This is a genomic window from Paraburkholderia guartelaensis (assembly GCF_004353905.1).
Classification (GTDB): Bacteria; Pseudomonadota; Gammaproteobacteria; order Burkholderiales; family Burkholderiaceae; genus Paraburkholderia; species Paraburkholderia guartelaensis.
In genome coordinates this window covers 38216-58016 of the sequence record NZ_SMOD01000002.1, presented here as the reverse complement: position 1 = coordinate 58016, position 19801 = coordinate 38216, and the positions used below count along the sequence as shown (strand labels likewise).

Here is a 19801-nt window from a genome sequence, read left to right as displayed (position 1 = left end):
TGCGTTCAGAAAATACGTGGTGACGGGTATCGGGAACAATGGCTTGTGTCGTGCCCTTGTGCGGCCACGAGCAGACCCTCGCGGGAGTCTTCATGGATAACCTGACCCGTCGCCAGTTCCTCAAGCTCACTGCAACCACGCTGGCGAGTTCGAGCCTCGCACTCACCGGGTTTTCGCCCGCCACCGCGCTGGCGGAGGTGCGCCAATACAAACTCATGCGCACCACGGAGGTGAGAAACACCTGCACGTACTGTTCGGTCGGCTGTGGGATATTGATGTACTCGCTTGGCGACAACGCCAAAAACGCCAAGGGCAGCATCATCCATATCGAAGGCGACCCCGACCACCCGGTCAATCGCGGCACGCTGTGTCCGAAGGGCGCCAGTCTTCTCGACATCGTGCATAGCGAAGCGCGGCTCAAAATACCCGAATACCGCGCGGCGGGATCGGACAAGTGGGTGCCCATCTCCTGGAACGACGCGTTCGACCGCATCGCCGCGCTGATGAAAGCAGACCGCGACGCGAATTTCATTCATCAAACGGACGAGGGCAAACTCGTCAACCGATGGGTCACGACTGGGTTTCTCGCCGCTTCGGCTGCGAGCAACGAAGCCGGCTATCTCACCCATAAGGTCGTGCGCAGCCTGGGAATGCTCGCATTCGACAACCAGGCGCGTGTCTGACACGGCCCGACGGTGGCAGGTCTTGCCCCGACGTTCGGCCGCGGTTCGATGACGAATCACTGGGTGGATATCCGGAATGCCGATGTCATTCTGGTCATGGGCGGCAATGCGGCTGAGGCGCACCCATGCGGATTCAAATGGGTGGTCGAAGCGAAGGCGCATCGCGGCGCACAGCTCGTGGTGGTCGATCCACGCTTTACGCGCACCGCTTCGGTGGCGGACTACTACGCGCCGATTCGCACCGGAACCGATATCGCTTTTCTTGGCGGCGTCATCAACTACCTGCTGACGAACGACAAGATCCAGCACGAGTACGTGACGCACTACACCGACTTCAGCTTCATCGTGAGGGAGGACTTCGCCTTCGATAACGGCCTGTATTCGGGCTACGACGCGGCCAAGCGATCGTATGACAAGAGCACCTGGGAATACGAACTCGATGAAACCGGATTCGTGAAGACCGACGCGACGTTGTCGCATCCACGCTGTGTCTATCAGTTGATGAAGGGACACTTCTCGCGGTACACGCCGCAGATGGTGGAAAAGATCTGCGGCACACCGCAGGATAAGTTCTTGCACGTATGCGAAATTCTCGCCAGCACCGCGGCGCCCAATCGTGCCGGGACGCTTCTGTACGCGCTCGGCTGGACGCATCACTCGATCGGCTCGCAGATCATCCGCACCGGCGCCATGGTCCAGCTCCTGCTCGGCAACATCGGCATCTCGGGCGGCGGCGTGAACGCCTTGCGCGGGCACTCGAATATCCAGGGTTTGACCGACCTCGGGCTGTTGAGCGAGATGCTGCCGGGGTACATGGTGCTGCCGTGGGAAGACGAACAGGACTATGAGGCTTATATCCAGCGCCATGCGCTGAAGCCTCTACGTCCCAATCAATTGAGCTACTACCAGAATTACCGGGCTTTTTTTGTCAGCATGATGAAGTCCTGGTGGGGCGACGCCGCGACGAAAGAGAACAACTGGGCCTACGACTACCTGCCGAAGCCGGATAAAACCTATGACCTGATTCAAAATGTCGAGTCGATGAGCCAGGGAAAGATGACGGGCTACGTCTGCCAGGGTTTCAACATGATTGCTTCGGCGCCGAACAAGGCCAAGGTCTTCGAGGGGCTGTGCAAGCTCAAGTGGCTCGTCATCATGGACCCGCTCGCCACGGAAACGTCGGAATACTGGAAGGACTTTGGCGACTATCACAAGGCCGATCCGGCGAAGATCCAGACCGAGGTGTTCCGGCTGCCTACCACCTGCTTTGCGGAAGAGAACGGCTCGGTGGTCAGTTCTTCGCGCGTTCTTCAATGGCATTGGAAGGGCGCCGAGCCGCCCGGCGACGCCCTCGGCGATGCCGAGATCATGTCGAACCTCTTCATCCGGATGCGGGAGCTGTATCGCAAGCAAGGCGGAGCGTACGCCGACCCGATACTGAAGCTCAATTGGCCCTATGCGGACCCGCAAAGCCCCACGCCCGAGGAACTGGCCAAAGAGTACAACGGGTCGGCGCTATCGGACCTTGGCGATTCGCACAACGCTGGCGCGATCGCCGTGAAAGCCGGTCAGCAACTTTCAGGCTTTTCGCAGCTTCGCGACGATGGCAGTACCGCGAGCGGCTGCTGGATCTTTTGCGGGGCGTGGACGGAAGCGGGAAACATGATGGCCCGCCGCGACAACAGCGATCCCACCAGTATCGGTCAGTCGTTAGGCTGGGCGTGGGCATGGCCCGAGAATCGACGGATTCTCTATAACCGGGCTTCCTGCGACCTCAATGGGCAACCATTCGATCCGAGCCGCACGATCCTCAAATGGAACGGGAGCCAATGGACCGGCGCGGATATTGCCGATTATAAGGAGGACGAAGCACCCTCGCTTGGCATGGGGCCTTTCATCATGAACCCGGAAGGCGTGGCGCGCTTTTTCGCACGGCGGCAGATGAACGAAGGACCGTTCCCCGAGCACTACGAGCCTTTCGAAACGCCTATCGGTTTCAATCCGCTTCATCCGGACCATCCCGACGTCACGAACAATCCAGTTGCGCGCGTATTCGCGCGTGACAGAAGGGATTTCGGCACGGCCGCCGATTTTCCGTATACGGCCACGACGTATCGATTGACCGAGCATTTCCATTTCTGGACCAAGCATGCGCGCCTGAACGCCATCATCCAGCCGGAGCAATTCGTCGAGATCGGCGATGAACTTGCCGATGAACTGCGGATTGCTTCGGGCGACAGCGTGAAGGTCTCGTCCAGACGCGGCTACATCGTTGCGATCGCCCTCGTGACGAAGCGCATCCGGCCGCTCATGGTGGATGGGAAGAAGGTTCATACGGTGGGCGTGCCGCTGCATTGGGGCTACAAGGGGCTCGCCAAACCCGGCTATCTCGCCAACACCCTGACCCCATCGGTCGGCGACGCCAACACGCAGACGCCGGAATTCAAGTCCTTCCTCGTCAAGGTCGAAAAGGTATGAGGTGCATACGTGTCCCTGCAATCACTGGATATCAAGCGGTTATCCGCCACGACCGTGCCACCGCCCGGCGACAGGACACCTGTCACCGGCACGGTGGCCAAGCTGATCGACGTTTCGAAATGCATAGGGTGCAAGGCATGCCAGACCGCGTGCATGGAATGGAACGACCTGAGAGACGATATTGGCGAGAACGTCGGGGTCTACGACAACCCGCGCGATCTATCGGAGCACTCGTGGACCGTCATGCGTTTCACGGAATACGTCAATCCCAAAGGGGATCTGGAGTGGCTCATCCGCAAGGATGGCTGCATGCACTGCGAAGATCCGGGGTGTCTCAAGGCCTGCCCGTCGCCGGGCGCCATCGTGCAGTACACGAATGGGATCGTCGACTTTCATGAAGAGAAGTGTATTGGCTGTGGCTACTGTATTGCCGGATGTCCGTTCAATATACCGAGGCTTTCGAAGACCGACCATCGCATGTACAAGTGCACGCTCTGCTCGGATCGTGTTGCCGTCGGTCAGGAGCCTGCCTGCTCGAAGACCTGCCCGACCGGAGCGATCATGTTCGGGACCAAGGAAGACATGAAAGCGCAGGCCGCCGATCGAATCGTGGATTTGAAGCGGCGCGGTTTCGAGAATGCAGGGCTCTATGATCCGGCCGGTGTTGGCGGCACGCACGTCATGTATGTCCTGCATCACGCGGATCAGCCCTCTCTCTATCACGGTCTGCCCGACCGGCCGCGCATCAATCCGCTCGTCATGGTGTGGAAGAGCGTTGCCAAGCCGCTGGCGCTGGCAGTGCTGTTTCTCACGCTTTTAACGACGTTTTTCCACTATGTGCGGATCGGGCCGAATAGAGTGCACGAGTCCGACGAAGAGGCTGCGCGCGCCGAAATAGAAGCCAGCAAGGAGGAAAAAGATGAACAGCGATAATTCCAGGCCCGATCTCCTGATCGAGCGTTATAACGCCAACGAACGGACCATCCATTGGATCACGGCATTGAGCTTCATCTTGCTCGCATTGTCAGGGCTTGCGCTGTTTCATCCGGCCATGTTCTGGCTTTCGGCGCTGTTTGGCGGCGGACAGTGGATGAGAATCCTGCACCCGTTCATCGGCCTCGTGATGTTTTCGGCGTTCTCTTGTCTCGCGATGCGCTATTGGCGCCACAACCTCATCGAACTCAGTGACATTCAATGGCTTCTTCGCATCTTGCAGATTCTCCAGAATCGCGACGAAGGACTTCCCGAGGGGGCTCGATACAACGGCGGCCAGAAAATGCTGTTCTGGACGCTGTTGCCCTGCATGATTGCGCTGCTGCTGTCGGGTATCGTGATCTGGCGTCGCTATTTTTCGGCGTACTTCGCCATTGACGTTCTACGCTTCGCCGCGCTGGTTCATTCGCTCGTTGCGTTCGTCCTGATCCTGGCGATCATGGTGCACATCTACGCCGGAATATGGATCGACGGCACGCTGGGTGCGATGCTTCACGGCTATGTCACGCCGGGGTGGGCGAGAAAGCACCACCCGCGGTGGTTCCGGTCGGTGATCAAGTCACAGCATCTGAAGTGATCGCGCGTTCAACCGCCATCAACGCTGCAGCGCCACAACGAGAAAATGAAAGGGCATGGCGAGCAGGACGGTAAAGACGAAACCGAGCAGCCAGAGTATGGCAAACCACGTCATACGCTTGCCGAGGGTCGGCTGCTCTTCGTGCGGGGTATCCGTCATGGTTCTCTCCTCCATCAATGGTACTGGCTGCCTTCCTGGACTTTGCCGCGAAATACCCAGTAGCCCGCAGTCGTATAAACGACGATGATCGGGATGATGATCACGGCGCCAACCAGCGCAAATACCTGGCTAGACCGGGGTGACGCCGCTTGCCACAACGTCACGGAACGCGGAATCGCATACGGCCAGATGCTGATCAGCAGGCCAAGATAGCCAAGAAGGATCAGGGCATTGCAAAGCAGGAAGGGCGCGAAATCGGAGCGCCTCTTCACTGCGCGATACATGGCGACCGCCGTCACCGCAACGAGAATCGGGACCGGGTAAAGGCCATAGCGGAACGACGAACTAAACCATCGCGCGGCGACCTCGGCATCCGTGAGCGGCGTCCAGATGCTCACGGCGACGATGAACGCCAGCAGCGCGAGCGTCATGGGCCAAACGATCCCGAAGAGGCTGTCTTGCAGTTCGCCCTCCGTCTTCATGACGAGGTAGGTGGCGCCCTGCAATGCATAGGTGACCATGAGGCCCATGCCGGTGAGGAAACTGAAGGGGGAAACCCAGAAGAACGGGTCGCCCGAGAAAACGCCGTCTTTCACGGGAATGCCCTGCAGGTAGGAGCCGAGGATCACCCCCTGGAAAAATGCGGCGCCGGCGGACCCGCAGATGAAGGCGAGGCTCCAGAGGTTTTTCGTCCGGCTGGCCTTGCCGCGCAGCTCGAATGAGACGCCGCGAAAAATCAGGCACACGAGCATGAAGATGATCGGCAAATAAAGCCCTGAAAGCGCGACGGCGTAGACCATGGGAAAGGCGGCAAACAGCGCCGCGCCGCCCAATACGAGCCACGTCTCATTGCCGTCCCATACGGGGGCGATGCTGTGCATCAGCATGTCCCGGATGGTGTCCGAGGGGAAGAACGGGAACATCATCCCGATGCCCAGATCGAACCCGTCGAGGACGATATACATGAAAAGGCCAATGGCGATAATGGTTGCCCAGACTACCGTGACATCCATGGCAGGCTCCTGAAGAATTGCGCATCTGGCTTGGCATACGACTATTCGGTGGCCGCGGCAAGTGGACGGCGGCCGCCCACCTCGGGGTGAGCTGCGACTTTGGCGGGCACCGCGGGTTCGTTCTGCAGAGGCGGGCCGGCGTAGATGAGCTTGAGGATGTAATAGACGCCCGTGCCGAAGACGAGCACATAAACCATGAAGAAAACGAGCAGGGAGACACCCGCGCTCTGGGCAGTCACCGGCGAGACGGCATCCCTCGTTCGCAATACGCCGAATACGACCCAGGGCTGGCGACCCGCCTCGGTGGTGATCCAGCCGGCAATGAGCGAGACGATACCCATTGGGCCCATGATGACGGTGAGCCATTGGTAAGCGCGAAACTCGAAGAGTCTTGCGCCGCGTCGAAGAAGCGCGCCCACGAGCGCCGTCAGGATCATCAGTACGCCAAGCCCCGCCATGATCCGGAAGGTCCAGAAAATCAGGCTCGAGTTCGGGCGATCTTCTTTGGGAAACTCCTTGAGCCCGCGAATTTCGCCATCCCAGCTATGCGTGAGGATCAGGCTGCCGAGATGGGGAATCCTGATCGCATAACGCGTCACTTCTGCGTTCATATCGGGAAAGCCGATGAGATTGAGCGCCGTGCCGCCTTTTTCCGTTTCCCATAGACCTTCAATCGCGGCGATCTTGACGGGCTGATAGCGCCGGGTATTCAACCCGTGCTGGTCGCCAACGAAGGCTTGTATCGGGGCGAGAAAGAGGAGCAGCCAGAGCGCCATCGAATACATGGTCTTGACTTCGGGGTCACGCCGCCCGTGCAGAAGATGCCACCCACCCGTCCCTGCAACGACCAGCGCGGCGACGATAAACGCTGCGATCGTCATGTGCGCAAGGCGATACGGAAACGACGGATTGAAAATGACGGCGAGCCAGTCCACGGGAACGACATGACCGTCTTCGATCTTGAATCCCTGTGGGGTTTGCATCCAGCTGTTGGAGGCGAGAATCCAGAACGTGGAGATGAGCGTTCCGACGGCAACGAGCAGCGTTGCTGCAAAGTGAGCTTTCGCGCCCACCTTTTCCCAGCCGAACAACATGATTCCAAGGAATCCGGCTTCGAGAAAGAAAGCGGTCATCACCTCGTAGGTGAGAAGCGGGCCCGTAATCGGGCCGGCAAAGCGCGAGAAACCCGCCCAGTTCGTGCCGAACTGATAAGCCATCACCACGCCGGAAACGACACCCATGCCGAAGCCAACGGCGAATATCTTCGCCCAGTACATCGACAATGCCTTGTAGTGCGGCTTGCCTGTCTTCAGGTAGCACGCCTCAAGGACCGCAAGGAAACTCGCCAGGCCGATACTGAGCGCGGGAAAAATGATATGGACGGATACGGTGAAGGCAAATTGAAGCCGTGACAGATCGAGCGCGTTGGCATCCATCGTGAGCACCTTCTAGCAGGATGAGCGGACCGCATCCGGTCCGACATCAGCACACTAGCGCGCCGCGACAGTGTTGGAAACACTACTGCGGTATGCGACATGCGGCACGCAATGCCACTGACCTATACCGTCGTATAGGGATGAAGTACAACGGGCGTTAAAACGAGGATGGTGAATACAAAGCGGAGCGAAGCCGAAAGCGTGACTCGTTTACACGCGGTCGACACAGTGTGACGGAACGAGGCGATCGAAGTGGTGACCGCAATTTCAGGACTTACCGATCGCCTCGCGAACCTTTTCAAGTATTACGCTGGAATCAACCGGTTTCTCGAGATAGGCCAGTGCGCCGTTGGCGAGCGCCACGGATTCGTCCTGCGCGGTTGGGTACGCGGTAATGAAGATGGTTGGCGGGGCATGGCCTTGCTTGCGCAACTGCGCGTGCATTTCCAGGCCGGACATTCCCGGCATGGTGACGTCCGAGATGAGGCACCGCGTTTTGTGCACGGCGCCTGAACGGAGGAACGCGTCGGCTGAGTCGAAAGTCAAGACTTCCCATCCCATGGCTCGAATGAGACTCTCGATTGATTCCCGAACCGACTCGTCGTCCTCGACTATCGAGACAAGAGCGACTGGAGTCACGCGATCCCTCGGACGGACTGCCCAGGCGGAGTGCGGCAGTCCTGCAGGTTGTTAGACTTTCGCATTGCAGAATAGTGCGGCGTAGGGGGCACGGTAATCATACAAAGGTATAAAAGTGAGCGAGGCATCGCCCGTTTCTTTCATTCAGCCGACTCGATGAAGACAAGAAGGCTGCTGAAAGAAAGCGCGGTACGCAGCGCTATTCCCCCGGCGAGTATGTAAGCGCTATTTACATCGGAGTGATTTGAACCAGTCGAAAGCGTTCCTCCAGCGCGGGCTTAAACGAAGGTATAGGGTCGCGGAAAAATCCTGCGCGCGGCACAACCCTTTGTAGGGCTGTCTCACCGCGACGATCGGCGATACCTTGGTTGCACGTCGAACCGGCTTGTCGGGCCGGCTCGCAGGACGTGATTGCCGAGAGAAAGGAGGCGTCGATGTTGACCAATACGAACTTCGTCGATCCATGGATTCGCACGATAGGTTTGCTGTCCATACCGGAGGCTTCGGAAATTGTCGACGTGGAGCCTGTTCTTCCTGCGAAATGCCGGCGCGGCGTGGAGGCCAACGTTTCGGACTGGCGCCCCTTCGTCCGTATCATCGACCGGCCAAGCGCCCATTCGTTGACGATCGACTGGCGCGATCCGACCAGATGTTGCTACCGGGAGCAGTTGTGGGTCGCCGCGCATGCCCGTGTGAGCGGCCGTTGCGCGATGAGCGGCAAATTGATCGCGCCCGGCGACGAGATCTTTCGTCCACGTCCAACCAGACCGGCACCGAAGAACGTCGGCGCGATGATTCTCGCTTCGGCCGTGGACGCCTGCTGCCCGCGCGCCTCACAGGAAGAATGGAACGTAGACGCTTGCGGATTGACAGCGTTACGTTAAAAGGAGAATTGCTTTCGGGTAGTCAATGCATTGCAATCTTTCCATTTCGATGCATTAGCTAGCGCAATTGATCGACCGGTAATCACGAATCGCCGTTGTTCCAGAATATTCCTCGCCATTTCACGAAAGAGGCGGCCCGTTGATCGCGCTAATATAAATGCCAGAACGATTCCGAACGATCGAGTGGAGGAGTCGTATGGCGCGCGGTTGACGGGTGAGGTCAAGCGAACATGATGACGACCTGGGAGGGATTGCGCAAAGAATTTGCCGATGTGTACGGCGACGAGCTTCCGCGCATTGTCCACGCGTTCAAGGCTGCGCTGGCCGTGATCATGAGCATGCTGATATGCATGCGGCTCGAACTGCGCGCGCCCGGCACGGCCATGGTCTCGGCGGTGATCGTGATGTTCCATCAGCAAAGCGGGATGGTGATTGCGCGCGCCTTTTACCGGACCCTGGGCATTATCTGCGGATGCCTTGCGGGACTGATGCTGATCATCCTCTTCGCGCAGCAGCCCGCGCTTTTCCTGGCCGGTCTCGCTGTGTGGGTCGGGCTCTTCGTCGCCGGGGCTTCGTACTATAAGAACTATCAGTCGTACGGCTTCGTGCTGTCCGGCTATGCCGCGTGTATTACCACGGTGCCCGAGTGGTCGACGCCCTATGACGTGACGTACAACATCATCTATACGATCAGCGAAGTCCTAATTGGTGTGGCGAGCGGCAGTCTCGTGAGTGCGCTGGTTTTTCCGCAGAGGGTCGTGCCTGCGCTCACCAAATGGCGTGCAAACGCGATGACGCTATTGTTGAACTCGCTGCGCGGCGCGGTGCGCGGCGAGCCTGGGTATGAACCGGTTGAAACCTACCTCAAGCTGGTTCGCGAGAGCGTGACGATGGAAGGTCTGCGTACGGCTGCCGTTTTTGAAGAGCCGGAAATGCGTTTGCGCGACGAGGGGCTATTGGAACTCGACAAGACGTTTCTCGGTGTCGTCACGCGCATCTTTTCCGTTTTTCGCGCGCGGCGGAATTCGGCGAATATAGGCGAAGCGCTTCGCTCGACGGTTGACGCGATATTCGGCAAGGTGGCGAATGTCATTGCGAACGAGAATGCGGCGTGCCTGGAAACGGCGAGCGGGCTCCAGCGCATGATCGAGAGATTGAGCGCACTGGAAGCGTCGTTGCTGCTCTATCTCGACCGCAGGACGAACGGTAACGAACAGCAGGACGAATCCGGTTACGAGGCCATCGCGATGGTCGCGGCCGAGGCGTGGTCGGCGGTCGTGGCGCTTCGTCTGTTCTGCAATACCTGCAAGGTGCTCATCGACCCGCCGAGAGTGCGGTTCACGCAGCCCGTTGCCGAAGCGGTGGCATTTATCCGCAGCGTCCCGCTGCATACGAGCGGCTTCACGGCGGCGATAGCGGGCGTGCGCGCGGCGCTGGCGGTGGCAGTCGTCGGATACGCGTGGGTGCTCTCGGGATGGGACAACGGTTATAGCGCGGTCGTGGCGGCAGGCATTACGAGCGGATTCTTTTCGCTTAGCCCGACACCTGCCGTTGCGAGCTGGCAAGTCTTTGTCGGATGCCTGATCGCGTGGATCGTAGGCTTTGGCGCGAACTTCTTCGTGATGCCCGCATTGGGCGACGTCACACTGTTCGCGCTATGTCTGGGCATCGTGCTGTTCCTGGGCAGCTACGTCAATACGTTTCCGCGTGTCGCGCTTTTCGGCGCCGGGTTCAACATTTACTTCTGTTATGTGCTCACGCCAACGAACGTCGCGGTCTACAACCCGCCTTATATTCTCGACCGCGGATTCGGCCTGCTCATCGGCATCGGTGTCTCCGCCGTGGCGTTTTCCCTCGTGGTTTCGCGAGAAGGTGCCTGGATGGCGAGCCGCTCCGCGACGCGGATTCGCTCGATCGTGGAGCGCGCGGCGCGCGATCCTGTCGATACGAACGACGCCATACAGGTCGGAATCGCCATGCGCGACCTGATCGTGCATATCTCGACGTTGCCGCACGTCACGCCGGATCAACTGCAACGCGCCACGAGTTGGGCCTTCGACCAGCTATGGATCGTCAACACGTTGATGAAAGTGCGCAACCTCGAGTTCACGCAGCCGGATCTGCTTCCGCCGGCGTGGGGCGAAGCGCAGGCTGAATGGCTCAGCGCGATGGAACGACTGGCACAGCGCGCCGATGCCGAATCGGTCGAAACGGCGCTCGCGGCGATCAGGCGGGCATTGAACGCGCTGGCTGGTCCCCCTGGCGATCCGGAATCGGACGAATGCCGCGCGATACTGAAGATGCGTGCGCGGCTCTATTCGACCTGGGCGGCGCTGACCGATCAGCTGCCGCGCCTCAGGGCAGTCGCGGCGGCCGAGTCATGAGCGCCTTCGCGGGTTCCGGTGCTGGCGCGTTCGCGCTACGTGTCGTTTCTTCGATAACGCTCGCGGTGCTCGCGGGCTGCATCAATGGCGCGGGAATCAAGCCCGAGGCTTCGTATATCGATCCCGCCGGTGTAGACGCGGGCAGTGCCATGCGCACCGCGGTCAGCGACGCGAACTGGCCCACGAGCGACTGGTGGCTCGCCTGGCGAGACCCGCAGCTCGACATGTTGATGCAGCAGGCCGATAAGGGCAGCCCAACGCTCGCGATCGTGAGATCGCGCGTCACCGCCGCGATCTGGGAGGCGCGCGCGGCGCATGCGGACGAACTGCCCGATATCGAGGGCGATGGCCACTTCGCCCGCACGCGCTTCCCGCGCTACGCGACCCCTTCGCCGCCCGGCGGCACCACGGTCTGGAACAATGCCGCGGCGGTCACGCTTTCGTGGGACCTCGACTTCTGGGGCAAGAATCGCGCAATCGAGCAGGGCGCACTCAATCACGTGCAGGCTTCGGTGGCGGACGCGCAGTTCGCCAAAGTCGAACTCGAAACGGCCGTTGCGCGCACCTATACGCGTTTCGCGCTTCAGGAAGCGCTGCTCGCGGTTTATCGGTCGATCAACGAGGAACAGGCGCGCAACCTGGATATCGCGGTCAAGCGCCGCGCGGCGGGAATCAGTGGCGAGATCGACGCGAGCCAGGCGAAAGCGCAATATGAAGCAGGCCGAACCGATATCGCACGCACGTTGAACGAGATTGCGCTTGCCCGATTGCAGATTGCGTATCTGGTCGGCGAGGGGCCGGGTTTCGGCGATCGCCTGAAGGCGCCGTCGCTGCCGGGCAACGTCGCCACGGCACTGCCTTCGGCATTACCTGCGGAACTGGTCGGGCATCGCGCCGACGTCGTCGCGCAACGGTGGCGGGCTGCGGAAGCCGCGAAAAAGATCGATGCCGCGCACGCGGACTTCTATCCCAACATCGATCTCGTCGCCAGCGCCTCACTCGCGTCATTGGCGCCGTTCGGCGGATTCTTCAACTTCATCAATAGCGACGCGGTCGGGCATAGCATCGGCATTGCCGGGTCATTGCCGATTTTCGATGCGGGCCGCCGGCGCGCCAACTTCGGCGTGGCAAACGCCGAATATGACGACGCGGTGCTCAAATACAACGACACGGTGTTGTCCGCCATGCAGAGCGTCGCTCAGGACGTGACGTCGCTCCAGTCGCTCGACGTTCAGCAGCAATCGGCCGAATCGGCGTGGCAATCGTCGCGGCGCGCCTACGATCTCGCGGTCAGCGGCTATCGAGGCGGGATCACCGAGTACCTCGATGTGCTGGTGGCGCAAAAGATCATGCTCGAACAAGAGCGCGACCTCACTCTGATCCATGCACAACGCGTCGACGCATGGGTGCTGCTGATGAAAGACCTGGGCGGAGGCGCGCAGATCAACGCAATGCCGGTCGGCGCCAAGGAAGGGGAAAGCGATGCCCGTGGAAATTGACCTGTTCGGTTTCTTTGCGCCCACGCTGCTGCTCGTGTTTTTGGGGAGCGTCGTTGTGTTCGTAGCGGTGGACATGTGTCTGGCGAAGGTCGGTGCCTATCAGTTCGCGTGGCATCCGGGCCTGTTCCGGGTTGCGGTGTTCGTCGCGCTATTCTGCGGCGCGGCGCTGATCGTGCAGCGAACGTAGCTACCGATGCCCCCGAGGCCGCCGCAGGAAAACGAGGCGATAGATGAACAAGCCGTATTTCATACGCTTTGCGACCACGCTGGTCGTGGTCGTGATTGCGCTCGTGCTCATGCACGCAATCTGGGATCGCTATATGTATTCGCCGTGGACGCGCGACGGACGCGTGCGGGCAAACGTCATCAATCTTTCGACCGACGTTTCGGGAATCGTGAAGGAAGTTCGGGTCAAGGACAACGAATGGGTTCATAAGGGCGAAGTGCTCTACGTGCTCGATCCGGACCGCTTCGTCTATGCGTTGCAACAGGCCGATGCGGACGTGGCGCGCGCGCAGGCGCAGTTGCTTCAGTCCGAGTCGCTTTCGAATGCGAGCCAGTACGAACTGAAAATGCGCAAGGATCAGGCGGCGAGGCGCGAGAAGCTTTCTGCCGATGTCGTATCGGAGGAACTGCGTTCGGACTACGCCTGGCAGTCACAGCAATCCCAATCCACGCTCGATGCGGCGCGCGCCGCTCATGCGGCCGCCGAGGCGAGCCTCAAAGCCGCGCTCGTACACCGCGAGACTGCACGGCTCGACCTCGAAAGAAGCAGTGTGCGTGCACCGACGGATGGCTACATCACGAACCTGAATCTCTTTCCAGGGGATTTCGCCACGGCGGGCGTCGCGCGGATGGCCATGATCGATTCGCACTCGTTCTGGGTGTACGGCTACTTCGAGGAAACGAAGATACAGGGCGTTCGGATCGGCGACCGCGCCATCGTCCGGCTGCTGGGCGCGAAGGTGGACATCGAGGGGCATGTCGATAGCATCGCGAGCGGCATCGTGGATCGGGACAATCCCACGGGGCAGAGTGAACTGCTGGCGAACGTCGACCCGGTGTTCACCTGGATTCGCCTCGCCCAGAGAGTGCCCGTGCGGATTCACCTCGATGACGTTCCGAGCAACGTCCATCTCGCGATGGGCATGACGTGCACGATTACGCTCAGCGCGGCAAAGCAGGCTGGATGACGCGTGCGTGGCGGTGCTTTGCGTTCCGGCCCGTCCTCGTGGAGAGCGGACAAATTGCGTGTTTTCGAAAAAGACGCTCGGGCGGTCCGTAGCTATTCTGGATTCGGTCGCCTTGAAAGAAGGAGAGCGCGTCATGTTGCAGGAGAGCTACCCGTACTACCTTGCGAACGAGGCAGTCGCCGCCAATACGGACCTGGAGGTGACGGACAAGTTCAGCGGCGAAGTCGCGACGCGTGTTGCGCTTGCCGACGCCAAAACGATCGACAAGGCCATTGGCTTCGCCGAAGCGGCAATGCCCGAGATGCGTACGTTTGCCCCGTATAGACGTCAAGCCGTGCTCGAGCACTGCGTGGCACGTTTTCGCGAGCGTGCCGAAGAGATGGCCGTGGCGCTTTGCATCGAGGCAGGCAAGCCGATCAAGGATTCGCGCGGTGAGGTAAGCCGTCTGATCGACACGTTCAAGGTCGCGGCAGAAGAGTCGGTGCGAATCGGCGGCGAAATCATCAATCTCGAGATTTCGCAGCGCGCGAAGGGATACCAGGGCTATGTGAAGCGGGTTCCCATCGGTCCGTGCTCGTTTGTCTCGCCCTTCAACTTCCCGCTCAACCTCGCGGCCCACAAGGTAGCGCCGGCACTCGCCTGCGGCGTTCCGTTCGTGTTGAAGCCCGCGAGCCGCACGCCCATCGGCGCGCTCATTATCGGCGAGATCATGGCGGAAACCGATTTGCCCAAGGGCGCGTTCTCGATTCTTCCCGCCCATCGCGACGGCGCGGATCTCTTCACGACGGACGAGCGTTTCAAGCTGCTTTCGTTCACGGGCTCGCCCGGGGTGGGCTGGGAGTTGAAGGCGAAAGCGGGCAAGAAGAAGGTAGTGCTGGAACTGGGTGGCAATGCGGCCGTGATCGTCGATGCCGATCAGCGGGAGAAACTCGACTACGTCGTCGAGCGGCTCGCATTTGGCGCGTTTTATCAGTCGGGTCAAAGCTGCATTCATGTGCAGCGGATTCTCGTGCACGCGTCGCTCTACGAGGAACTGCGCGAGAAGATGATTGCCAAAACGAAATCGCTGAAGGCGGGGGATCCCAAGGACGAGGCCACTTTCGTCGGCCCGATGATATCGGTGTCCGAGTCGCGGCGGCTCGCGGGCTGGATGGAAAGCGCCGTGGCGGCGGGCGCATCCATCATCGCGGGCGGGAAGGTGGAAGGCGCGATGTTCGAGGCGACACTCGTCGAGAACGTCGGGCGCGATACCGATCTCTATCGTAAAGAAGCGTTCGGGCCCGTCGCCATCCTCGAGAAATTCGACGATTTCGAAAAAGCGCTCGTTACGGTCAACGACAGTGACTTCGGCCTGCAGGCAGGCGTGTTCACCGATTCGCTCTCGCATGCTCACCGCGCCTGGGATGAACTGGACGTGGGCGGTGTGGTCATCAACGACATTTCGTCTTTCCGCGTCGACAACATGCCGTATGGCGGCGTGAAAGATTCGGGCATCGGGCGTGAAGGCGTGCGATACGCGATCGAGGACATGACGGAGCTGCGTTTGATGGTCATGAGGCAGGGCTAAGCGCCGCGCATGGATTCCGCTGAAACGTACGACTGATCAGGAGTCTTGATGGTAACGCTTGAAGTCAACGGCCAGCCGCATACGGTGGACGCGCCGCCCGACATGCCCGTGCTGTGGGTGTTGCGTGACCTCGTCGGGCTCACGGGCACCAAGTTTGGCTGCGGAATCGCGCAGTGTGGTGCCTGCACCATCCATGTCGACGGTGTTGCGGTCCGCTCGTGCGTCTACCCGGTCGGGGCCGTGGGCGAGCGCAAGATCACGACCATCGAGGCAGTCGGCGATACGCCCGCGGGAAAACGGATTCAGGCCGCGTGGCGCAAGCTCGACGTGGTTCAGTGCGGATATTGCCAGTCGGGGCAGGTCATGCAGGCGGCGTCGCTGCTCGCGCAGAACGCCAACCCGAGCGACGCCGATATCGATGCGGCGATGGCGGGCAATATCTGCCGTTGCGGCACCTATAACCGCATTCGCGCGGCCATCAAACAGGCGGTCAAGGAGGCGTGACGTGTCGCAGGGACTCCTTGATGCGCAAAATGGCGAACCGCGGGACAAAGCGCTATCCGGCCTTACACGCAGGGCTTTTCTGAAGTTCAGCGCGAGCGTGGCGGTGCTGGGCAGCGGCGGGTTGATACTCGGGTTCAGCTTGCCCGCGCGCAGCGAGGGCGACGTACGCAAGACGGTGATTGGCGGCGACGGCGTCGAGCCTGCGCAGAGCGCGGTGTTTGCGCCGAATGCGTTCGTGCAGATCGACACGTCGGGCAAGGTGACGCTCATTATCCCGAAGGTCGAAATGGGACAGGGCGTGTACACCTCGATCCCGATGCTGATCGCCGAAGAACTGGAAGTCCCGCTCGACAGCGTCACGATCGACCACGCGCCGCCGAACGAGAAGCTGTTCTTCGATCCCTTGCTAGGCGGTCAGTTGACGGGCGGATCGACGTCGATTCGCTATGCGTGGGAGCCGATGCGGCGCGCCGGGGCCACGGCGCGGGCGCTGCTCGTCAACGCCGCTGCGCAGCAGTGGCAGGTCGACCCCGCGACGTGCCACGCGCAGAACGGCCAGGTCATGCACGCTGCCACGAATCGCACGCTCGCTTACGGCCAGCTCACGGAAGCCGCCGGCAAGCTGCCGGTTCCGGGTGACGTCACGCTCAAGGACCCGAAAGACTTCAAGCTCATCGGCACGACGGCGCGACGGCTCGACTCGCCCGAGAAGGTGGACGGCAGCGCGATGTTCGGGCTGGATGTGCGGCTGCCCGGCATGGTGTACGCGGTGATCGTCAACTGTCCCGTGTTCGGCGGAAAACTCGCAGCAGTGGACGATAGCGCGGCGAGGACGATCCCAGGCGTGCGCCAGATCGTGAAGATCGACAATGGCGTTGCCGTGGTCGGTGACCATACCTGGGCCGCGAAGCGCGGCGCGGCGGCGTTGAAGATCAGTTGGGACGAAGGGGCGGGCGCGTCCGTATCGATCAAGACGATCGTCGGCGATCTGGAGCGGGCCTCACAGGGCGAAGGGGCGGTCGCGCGCAAGGAAGGGGATGTGACCCGCGCATTCGCCGGTGCGAAGACGCGTGTGGATGCGATCTATCGACAACCGTTCCTTGCGCACGCGACGATGGAGCCGATGAATTGCACGGTGCACGTGCAGCAGGATAGCTGCGATATCTGGGTCGGCACGCAGGTCCCGACACGCGCGCGCGATGCAGGGGCGAAAATCACAGGCCTGCCCGCGGATAAAGTCGTGGTGCACAACTTCCTGCTCGGCGGCGGATTCGGGCGGCGGCTCGAAGTGGATGGCGTCACACAGGCGGTGAAAGTCGCGAAGCAGGTGAACGCGCCCGTGAAGGTAACGTGGACGCGCGAGGAGGACATCCAGCACGACATGTACCGCCCTTACTACTACGACCGCATTTCGGCGGGTCTCGACGAGCATGGCAAACCGGTCGCATGGCAGCATCGCATTGCCGGATCGTCGATCCTTTCGCGGTTCGCGCCTTCGACGATCAAGAACGGCGTCGACCCCGATGCGGTGGAAGTGGCGGCTGCGCTACCCTACGACTTGCCGAATCAGCTCGTCGACTATGTGCGGCAAGAGCCGGATGCGATCCCGACTGCATTCTGGCGAGGCGTCGGCCCAACGCGCGGTACGTTTGTCGTCGAAAGCTTTATCGATGAGCTTGCGGTACAGACCAAGACCGATCCCGTGCAGTATCGCCGCGATCTGCTCGGCAAGTCGCCGCGCGCGCTGAACGTGCTCGATATTGCCGCCCGGCTTTCGAACTGGGGGAGCGCATTACCGAAGGGCCAGGGGCGAGGCGTTTCCGTGATGCACGCCTTCGGCAGCTATCTTTCGATGGTCGCCGAAGTCACGGTCGAGCAGGGCGAAGTGCGCGTAAACCGTGTGGTGTGTGCCGTGGATTGCGGGATGTTCGTCAATCCGAACACGGTGGAAGCGCAGATTCAGGGCGGCGTGATCTTCGCCATCACGGGCGCACTGTACAGTGAGGTGACGATCGAACGGGGCCGCGTGCTGCAAAGCAACTTTACGGACTACCGGATACTGCGCATACACGAGGCACCCGAAATTCTCGTGCATCTCGTCAAAAGCGGCGAAGCGCCTGGCGGAATTGGAGAGCCCGGCACGTCGGCGGCAATGCCCGCTATCGCCAATGCAATTTATGCGGCAACCGGCAAGCGTTTGCGCGATCTGCCGGTGGGCAGGCAGTTGCAGTCTGTATAGACGGAGGCCAACAATGAGAACGGCGTTGAAGGCATTCGTCCGCGGTTGCGAACTTGCCTTGTTAATGGTTTCGATGGTTTCGAGCCGGGCTTTCGCGGATGACGCCGCGCTGATACAGCGTGGCGAATATCTCGCGAAGGTGGGCGATTGCGTAGCTTGCCACTTGACGCAAAATGGCAAGCCGTTCGTGGGTGGACTGAAAATGATGACGCCAATGGGTGCCATCTATTCGACGAACATCACGCCCGATCCCGATACCGGCATTGGCCGCTACACCGAGGCAGATTTCGCACGCGCCTTGCGTGAAGGCGTGGCCAGAGACGGCCACAATCTGTATCCGGCCATGCCTTACCCCTCGTATGCGAAGGTCAGCGACACCGACGTGCACGCGCTTTATACCTACTTCATGAAAGGCGTTGTACCCGTGAAGCAGGCGAATCGCGAGTCCGATATCAAATGGCCGTTGAACATGAGATGGCCGCTCATGTTCTGGAATATGGTGTTCCTGCACAAGGGCGCGTATGAAGACAAGGCGGGCAAAGACGTCGCCTGGAACCGCGGGGCCTATCTGGTGCAAGGGCTGGGTCACTGCGGGTCATGCCATACGCCGCGCGGCGTCGGGTTTCAGGAAAAGGCACTCGACGAGAGCGGCAGCGTCTATTTGACGGGCGCGCCCGTAGATAACTGGTTCGCGTCGAACCTCACGGGTGACCACAATGCGGGTTTGGGCCGCTGGTCGGAGGCGGATATCGCACAGTTCCTGAAAACGGGGGCGAATCTGCGCGCGGCCGCATTCGGCTCGATGACAAGCGTGATCAACCATAGCAGTCAGGCGATGTCCGATGCAGACCTCGCGGCGATTGCGCGCTACCTGAAATCGTTGCCCGCTGCGGGCGGATCGGGCGGTCCTGACTATGCCTACGATGCCAAAGCAACGAAGGTGTCGCTCGGACGCCCGGCCAACGACGCCGGCGCGCGCGTTTATACGGCTTTCTGCATGCATTGTCACGGCCCGGATGGAAGAGGGTTTCCACCCCTGCTGGCGCCGCTTGCCGGCAACCCGAACGTACTGGCAGCACAGCCGCTTTCTCTGATCAACGTGACCTTGAACGGCACGGACGACATCGTCATCGGCGGTGTACCGGCGCCATACCCGATGCCAAAATTCGCGGACGTGCTCGACGACGAGCAGATTGCCAATGTTCTGACGTTTATACGCGGCGGCTGGAATAACGGGGCGCCTCCTGTTTCGCCGCGCGAAGTGGAAAAGATCAGGCAGCAAACAGCGAAAGGTTCGGCGCAATAGCAGGCAATAGCCAATACGACAACGCGGCCGTCATTCCTCCGGGGGGCGGCTCCATCTCCCGCATCCCGAACCGGAACGCTCGTAAAGCACGGCATCAGGTTGTCGTGTATAACGTCGATACCTCTAGACCTGTCCTTCTTGTGACACGCGCCTCAGGCGTCTGTCTCCTCGATGTCCTCATGCTTGGCGCCCCAATTTTTCGCGGAGACCGCTGGGCGCAGCCAGCCGTTTGGTAGTCGCCAAACAT

The 19801-nt window shown here is 60.6% G+C and carries 16 protein-coding genes; 12 read left to right on the top strand and 4 right to left on the bottom strand.

Annotated elements, in window-relative coordinates; all coding sequences use genetic code 11:
• Nucleotides 1–92 precede the first annotated feature (92 nt).
• Genes fdnG through E1N52_RS02450 form a run of 3 tightly spaced genes read left to right on the top strand, consistent with a single transcriptional unit; the run spans nucleotide 93 to nucleotide 4731 of the window.
• Nucleotides 93–3161, top strand: a complete 3069-nt coding sequence (gene fdnG / locus E1N52_RS02460) for a formate dehydrogenase-N subunit alpha (protein ID WP_165979319.1) — start codon at nucleotides 93–95, stop codon at nucleotides 3159–3161.
• Nucleotides 3162–3170: 9 nt separating this feature from the next.
• Nucleotides 3171–4094, top strand: a complete 924-nt coding sequence (fdxH, locus tag E1N52_RS02455; protein WP_133179869.1) for a formate dehydrogenase subunit beta — start codon at nucleotides 3171–3173, stop codon at nucleotides 4092–4094.
• Nucleotides 4081–4731 (top strand): formate dehydrogenase subunit gamma, encoded by a 651-nt coding sequence (locus E1N52_RS02450; RefSeq protein WP_133179867.1) that lies wholly within the window; start codon nucleotides 4081–4083, stop codon nucleotides 4729–4731. The genes fdxH and E1N52_RS02450 overlap by 14 nt, the downstream gene beginning before the upstream one ends.
• Nucleotides 4732–4749: 18 nt before the next feature.
• Here E1N52_RS02450 and E1N52_RS43965 read toward each other — a convergent pair whose 3' ends face one another.
• The 4 genes from E1N52_RS43965 to E1N52_RS02435 all read right to left on the bottom strand — a co-directional run bounded on the left by E1N52_RS43965 (nucleotide 4750) and on the right by E1N52_RS02435 (nucleotide 7978).
• The gene (locus E1N52_RS43965; RefSeq protein ID WP_165979318.1) at nucleotides 4750–4890 is read right to left on the bottom strand and encodes a hypothetical protein; all 141 of its coding nucleotides are present in this window, start codon (nucleotides 4888–4890) and stop codon (nucleotides 4750–4752) included.
• A gap of 14 nt (nucleotides 4891–4904) precedes the next feature.
• Nucleotides 4905–5903 (bottom strand): cytochrome d ubiquinol oxidase subunit II, encoded by a 999-nt coding sequence (gene cydB, locus E1N52_RS02445; RefSeq protein WP_133179865.1) that lies wholly within the window; start codon nucleotides 5901–5903, stop codon nucleotides 4905–4907.
• 41 nt (nucleotides 5904–5944) lie between these two features.
• Nucleotides 5945–7339: a cytochrome ubiquinol oxidase subunit I gene (locus tag E1N52_RS02440; RefSeq protein ID WP_133179863.1), complete on the bottom strand. Its 1395-nt coding sequence runs from the start codon at nucleotides 7337–7339 to the stop codon at nucleotides 5945–5947.
• A 267-nt stretch (nucleotides 7340–7606) separates the two neighbouring features.
• Nucleotides 7607–7978 carry a response regulator transcription factor gene (locus E1N52_RS02435; protein WP_133179861.1) on the bottom strand — a complete coding sequence of 124 codons (372 nt, stop codon included), beginning with the start codon at nucleotides 7976–7978 and terminating at the stop codon, nucleotides 7607–7609.
• A 368-nt stretch (nucleotides 7979–8346) separates the two neighbouring features.
• Between E1N52_RS02435 and E1N52_RS02430 the strand changes: the two genes are divergently transcribed.
• The 9 genes from E1N52_RS02430 (at nucleotide 8347) to E1N52_RS02390 (ending at nucleotide 19554) form a co-directional block, all read left to right on the top strand.
• Nucleotides 8347–8862: a DUF3331 domain-containing protein gene (locus tag E1N52_RS02430; RefSeq protein ID WP_246088927.1), complete on the top strand. Its 516-nt coding sequence runs from the start codon at nucleotides 8347–8349 to the stop codon at nucleotides 8860–8862.
• 230 nt (nucleotides 8863–9092) lie between these two features.
• Complete coding sequence (locus E1N52_RS02425; protein WP_133179859.1) at nucleotides 9093–11246, top strand: FUSC family protein; 2154 nt, start codon at nucleotides 9093–9095, stop codon at nucleotides 11244–11246.
• The gene (locus E1N52_RS02420) at nucleotides 11243–12745 is read left to right on the top strand and encodes an efflux transporter outer membrane subunit (protein WP_133179857.1); all 1503 of its coding nucleotides are present in this window, start codon (nucleotides 11243–11245) and stop codon (nucleotides 12743–12745) included. Before E1N52_RS02425 ends, E1N52_RS02420 begins: the two co-directional genes overlap by 4 nt.
• Nucleotides 12729–12932, top strand: coding sequence for a DUF1656 domain-containing protein (locus E1N52_RS02415; RefSeq protein WP_133179855.1), 204 nt, complete (start codon nucleotides 12729–12731; stop codon nucleotides 12930–12932). The genes E1N52_RS02420 and E1N52_RS02415 overlap by 17 nt, the downstream gene beginning before the upstream one ends.
• A 43-nt stretch (nucleotides 12933–12975) precedes the next feature.
• A complete protein-coding gene (locus E1N52_RS02410; protein WP_133179854.1) occupies nucleotides 12976–13938 on the top strand; it encodes an HlyD family secretion protein in 963 nt (320 codons plus the stop codon).
• A gap of 133 nt (nucleotides 13939–14071) precedes the next feature.
• Complete coding sequence (locus E1N52_RS02405) at nucleotides 14072–15505, top strand: aldehyde dehydrogenase family protein (protein WP_133179852.1); 1434 nt, start codon at nucleotides 14072–14074, stop codon at nucleotides 15503–15505.
• 48 nt (nucleotides 15506–15553) lie between these two features.
• The gene (locus E1N52_RS02400; protein ID WP_133179850.1) at nucleotides 15554–16009 is read left to right on the top strand and encodes a (2Fe-2S)-binding protein; all 456 of its coding nucleotides are present in this window, start codon (nucleotides 15554–15556) and stop codon (nucleotides 16007–16009) included.
• Nucleotide 16010: 1 nt separating this feature from the next.
• Nucleotides 16011–18248, top strand: coding sequence for a xanthine dehydrogenase family protein molybdopterin-binding subunit (locus E1N52_RS02395; RefSeq protein ID WP_133179848.1), 2238 nt, complete (start codon nucleotides 16011–16013; stop codon nucleotides 18246–18248).
• A 64-nt stretch (nucleotides 18249–18312) separates the two neighbouring features.
• The gene (locus tag E1N52_RS02390; protein ID WP_246088948.1) at nucleotides 18313–19554 is read left to right on the top strand and encodes a c-type cytochrome; all 1242 of its coding nucleotides are present in this window, start codon (nucleotides 18313–18315) and stop codon (nucleotides 19552–19554) included.
• Nucleotides 19555–19801: the final 247 nt, after the last annotated feature.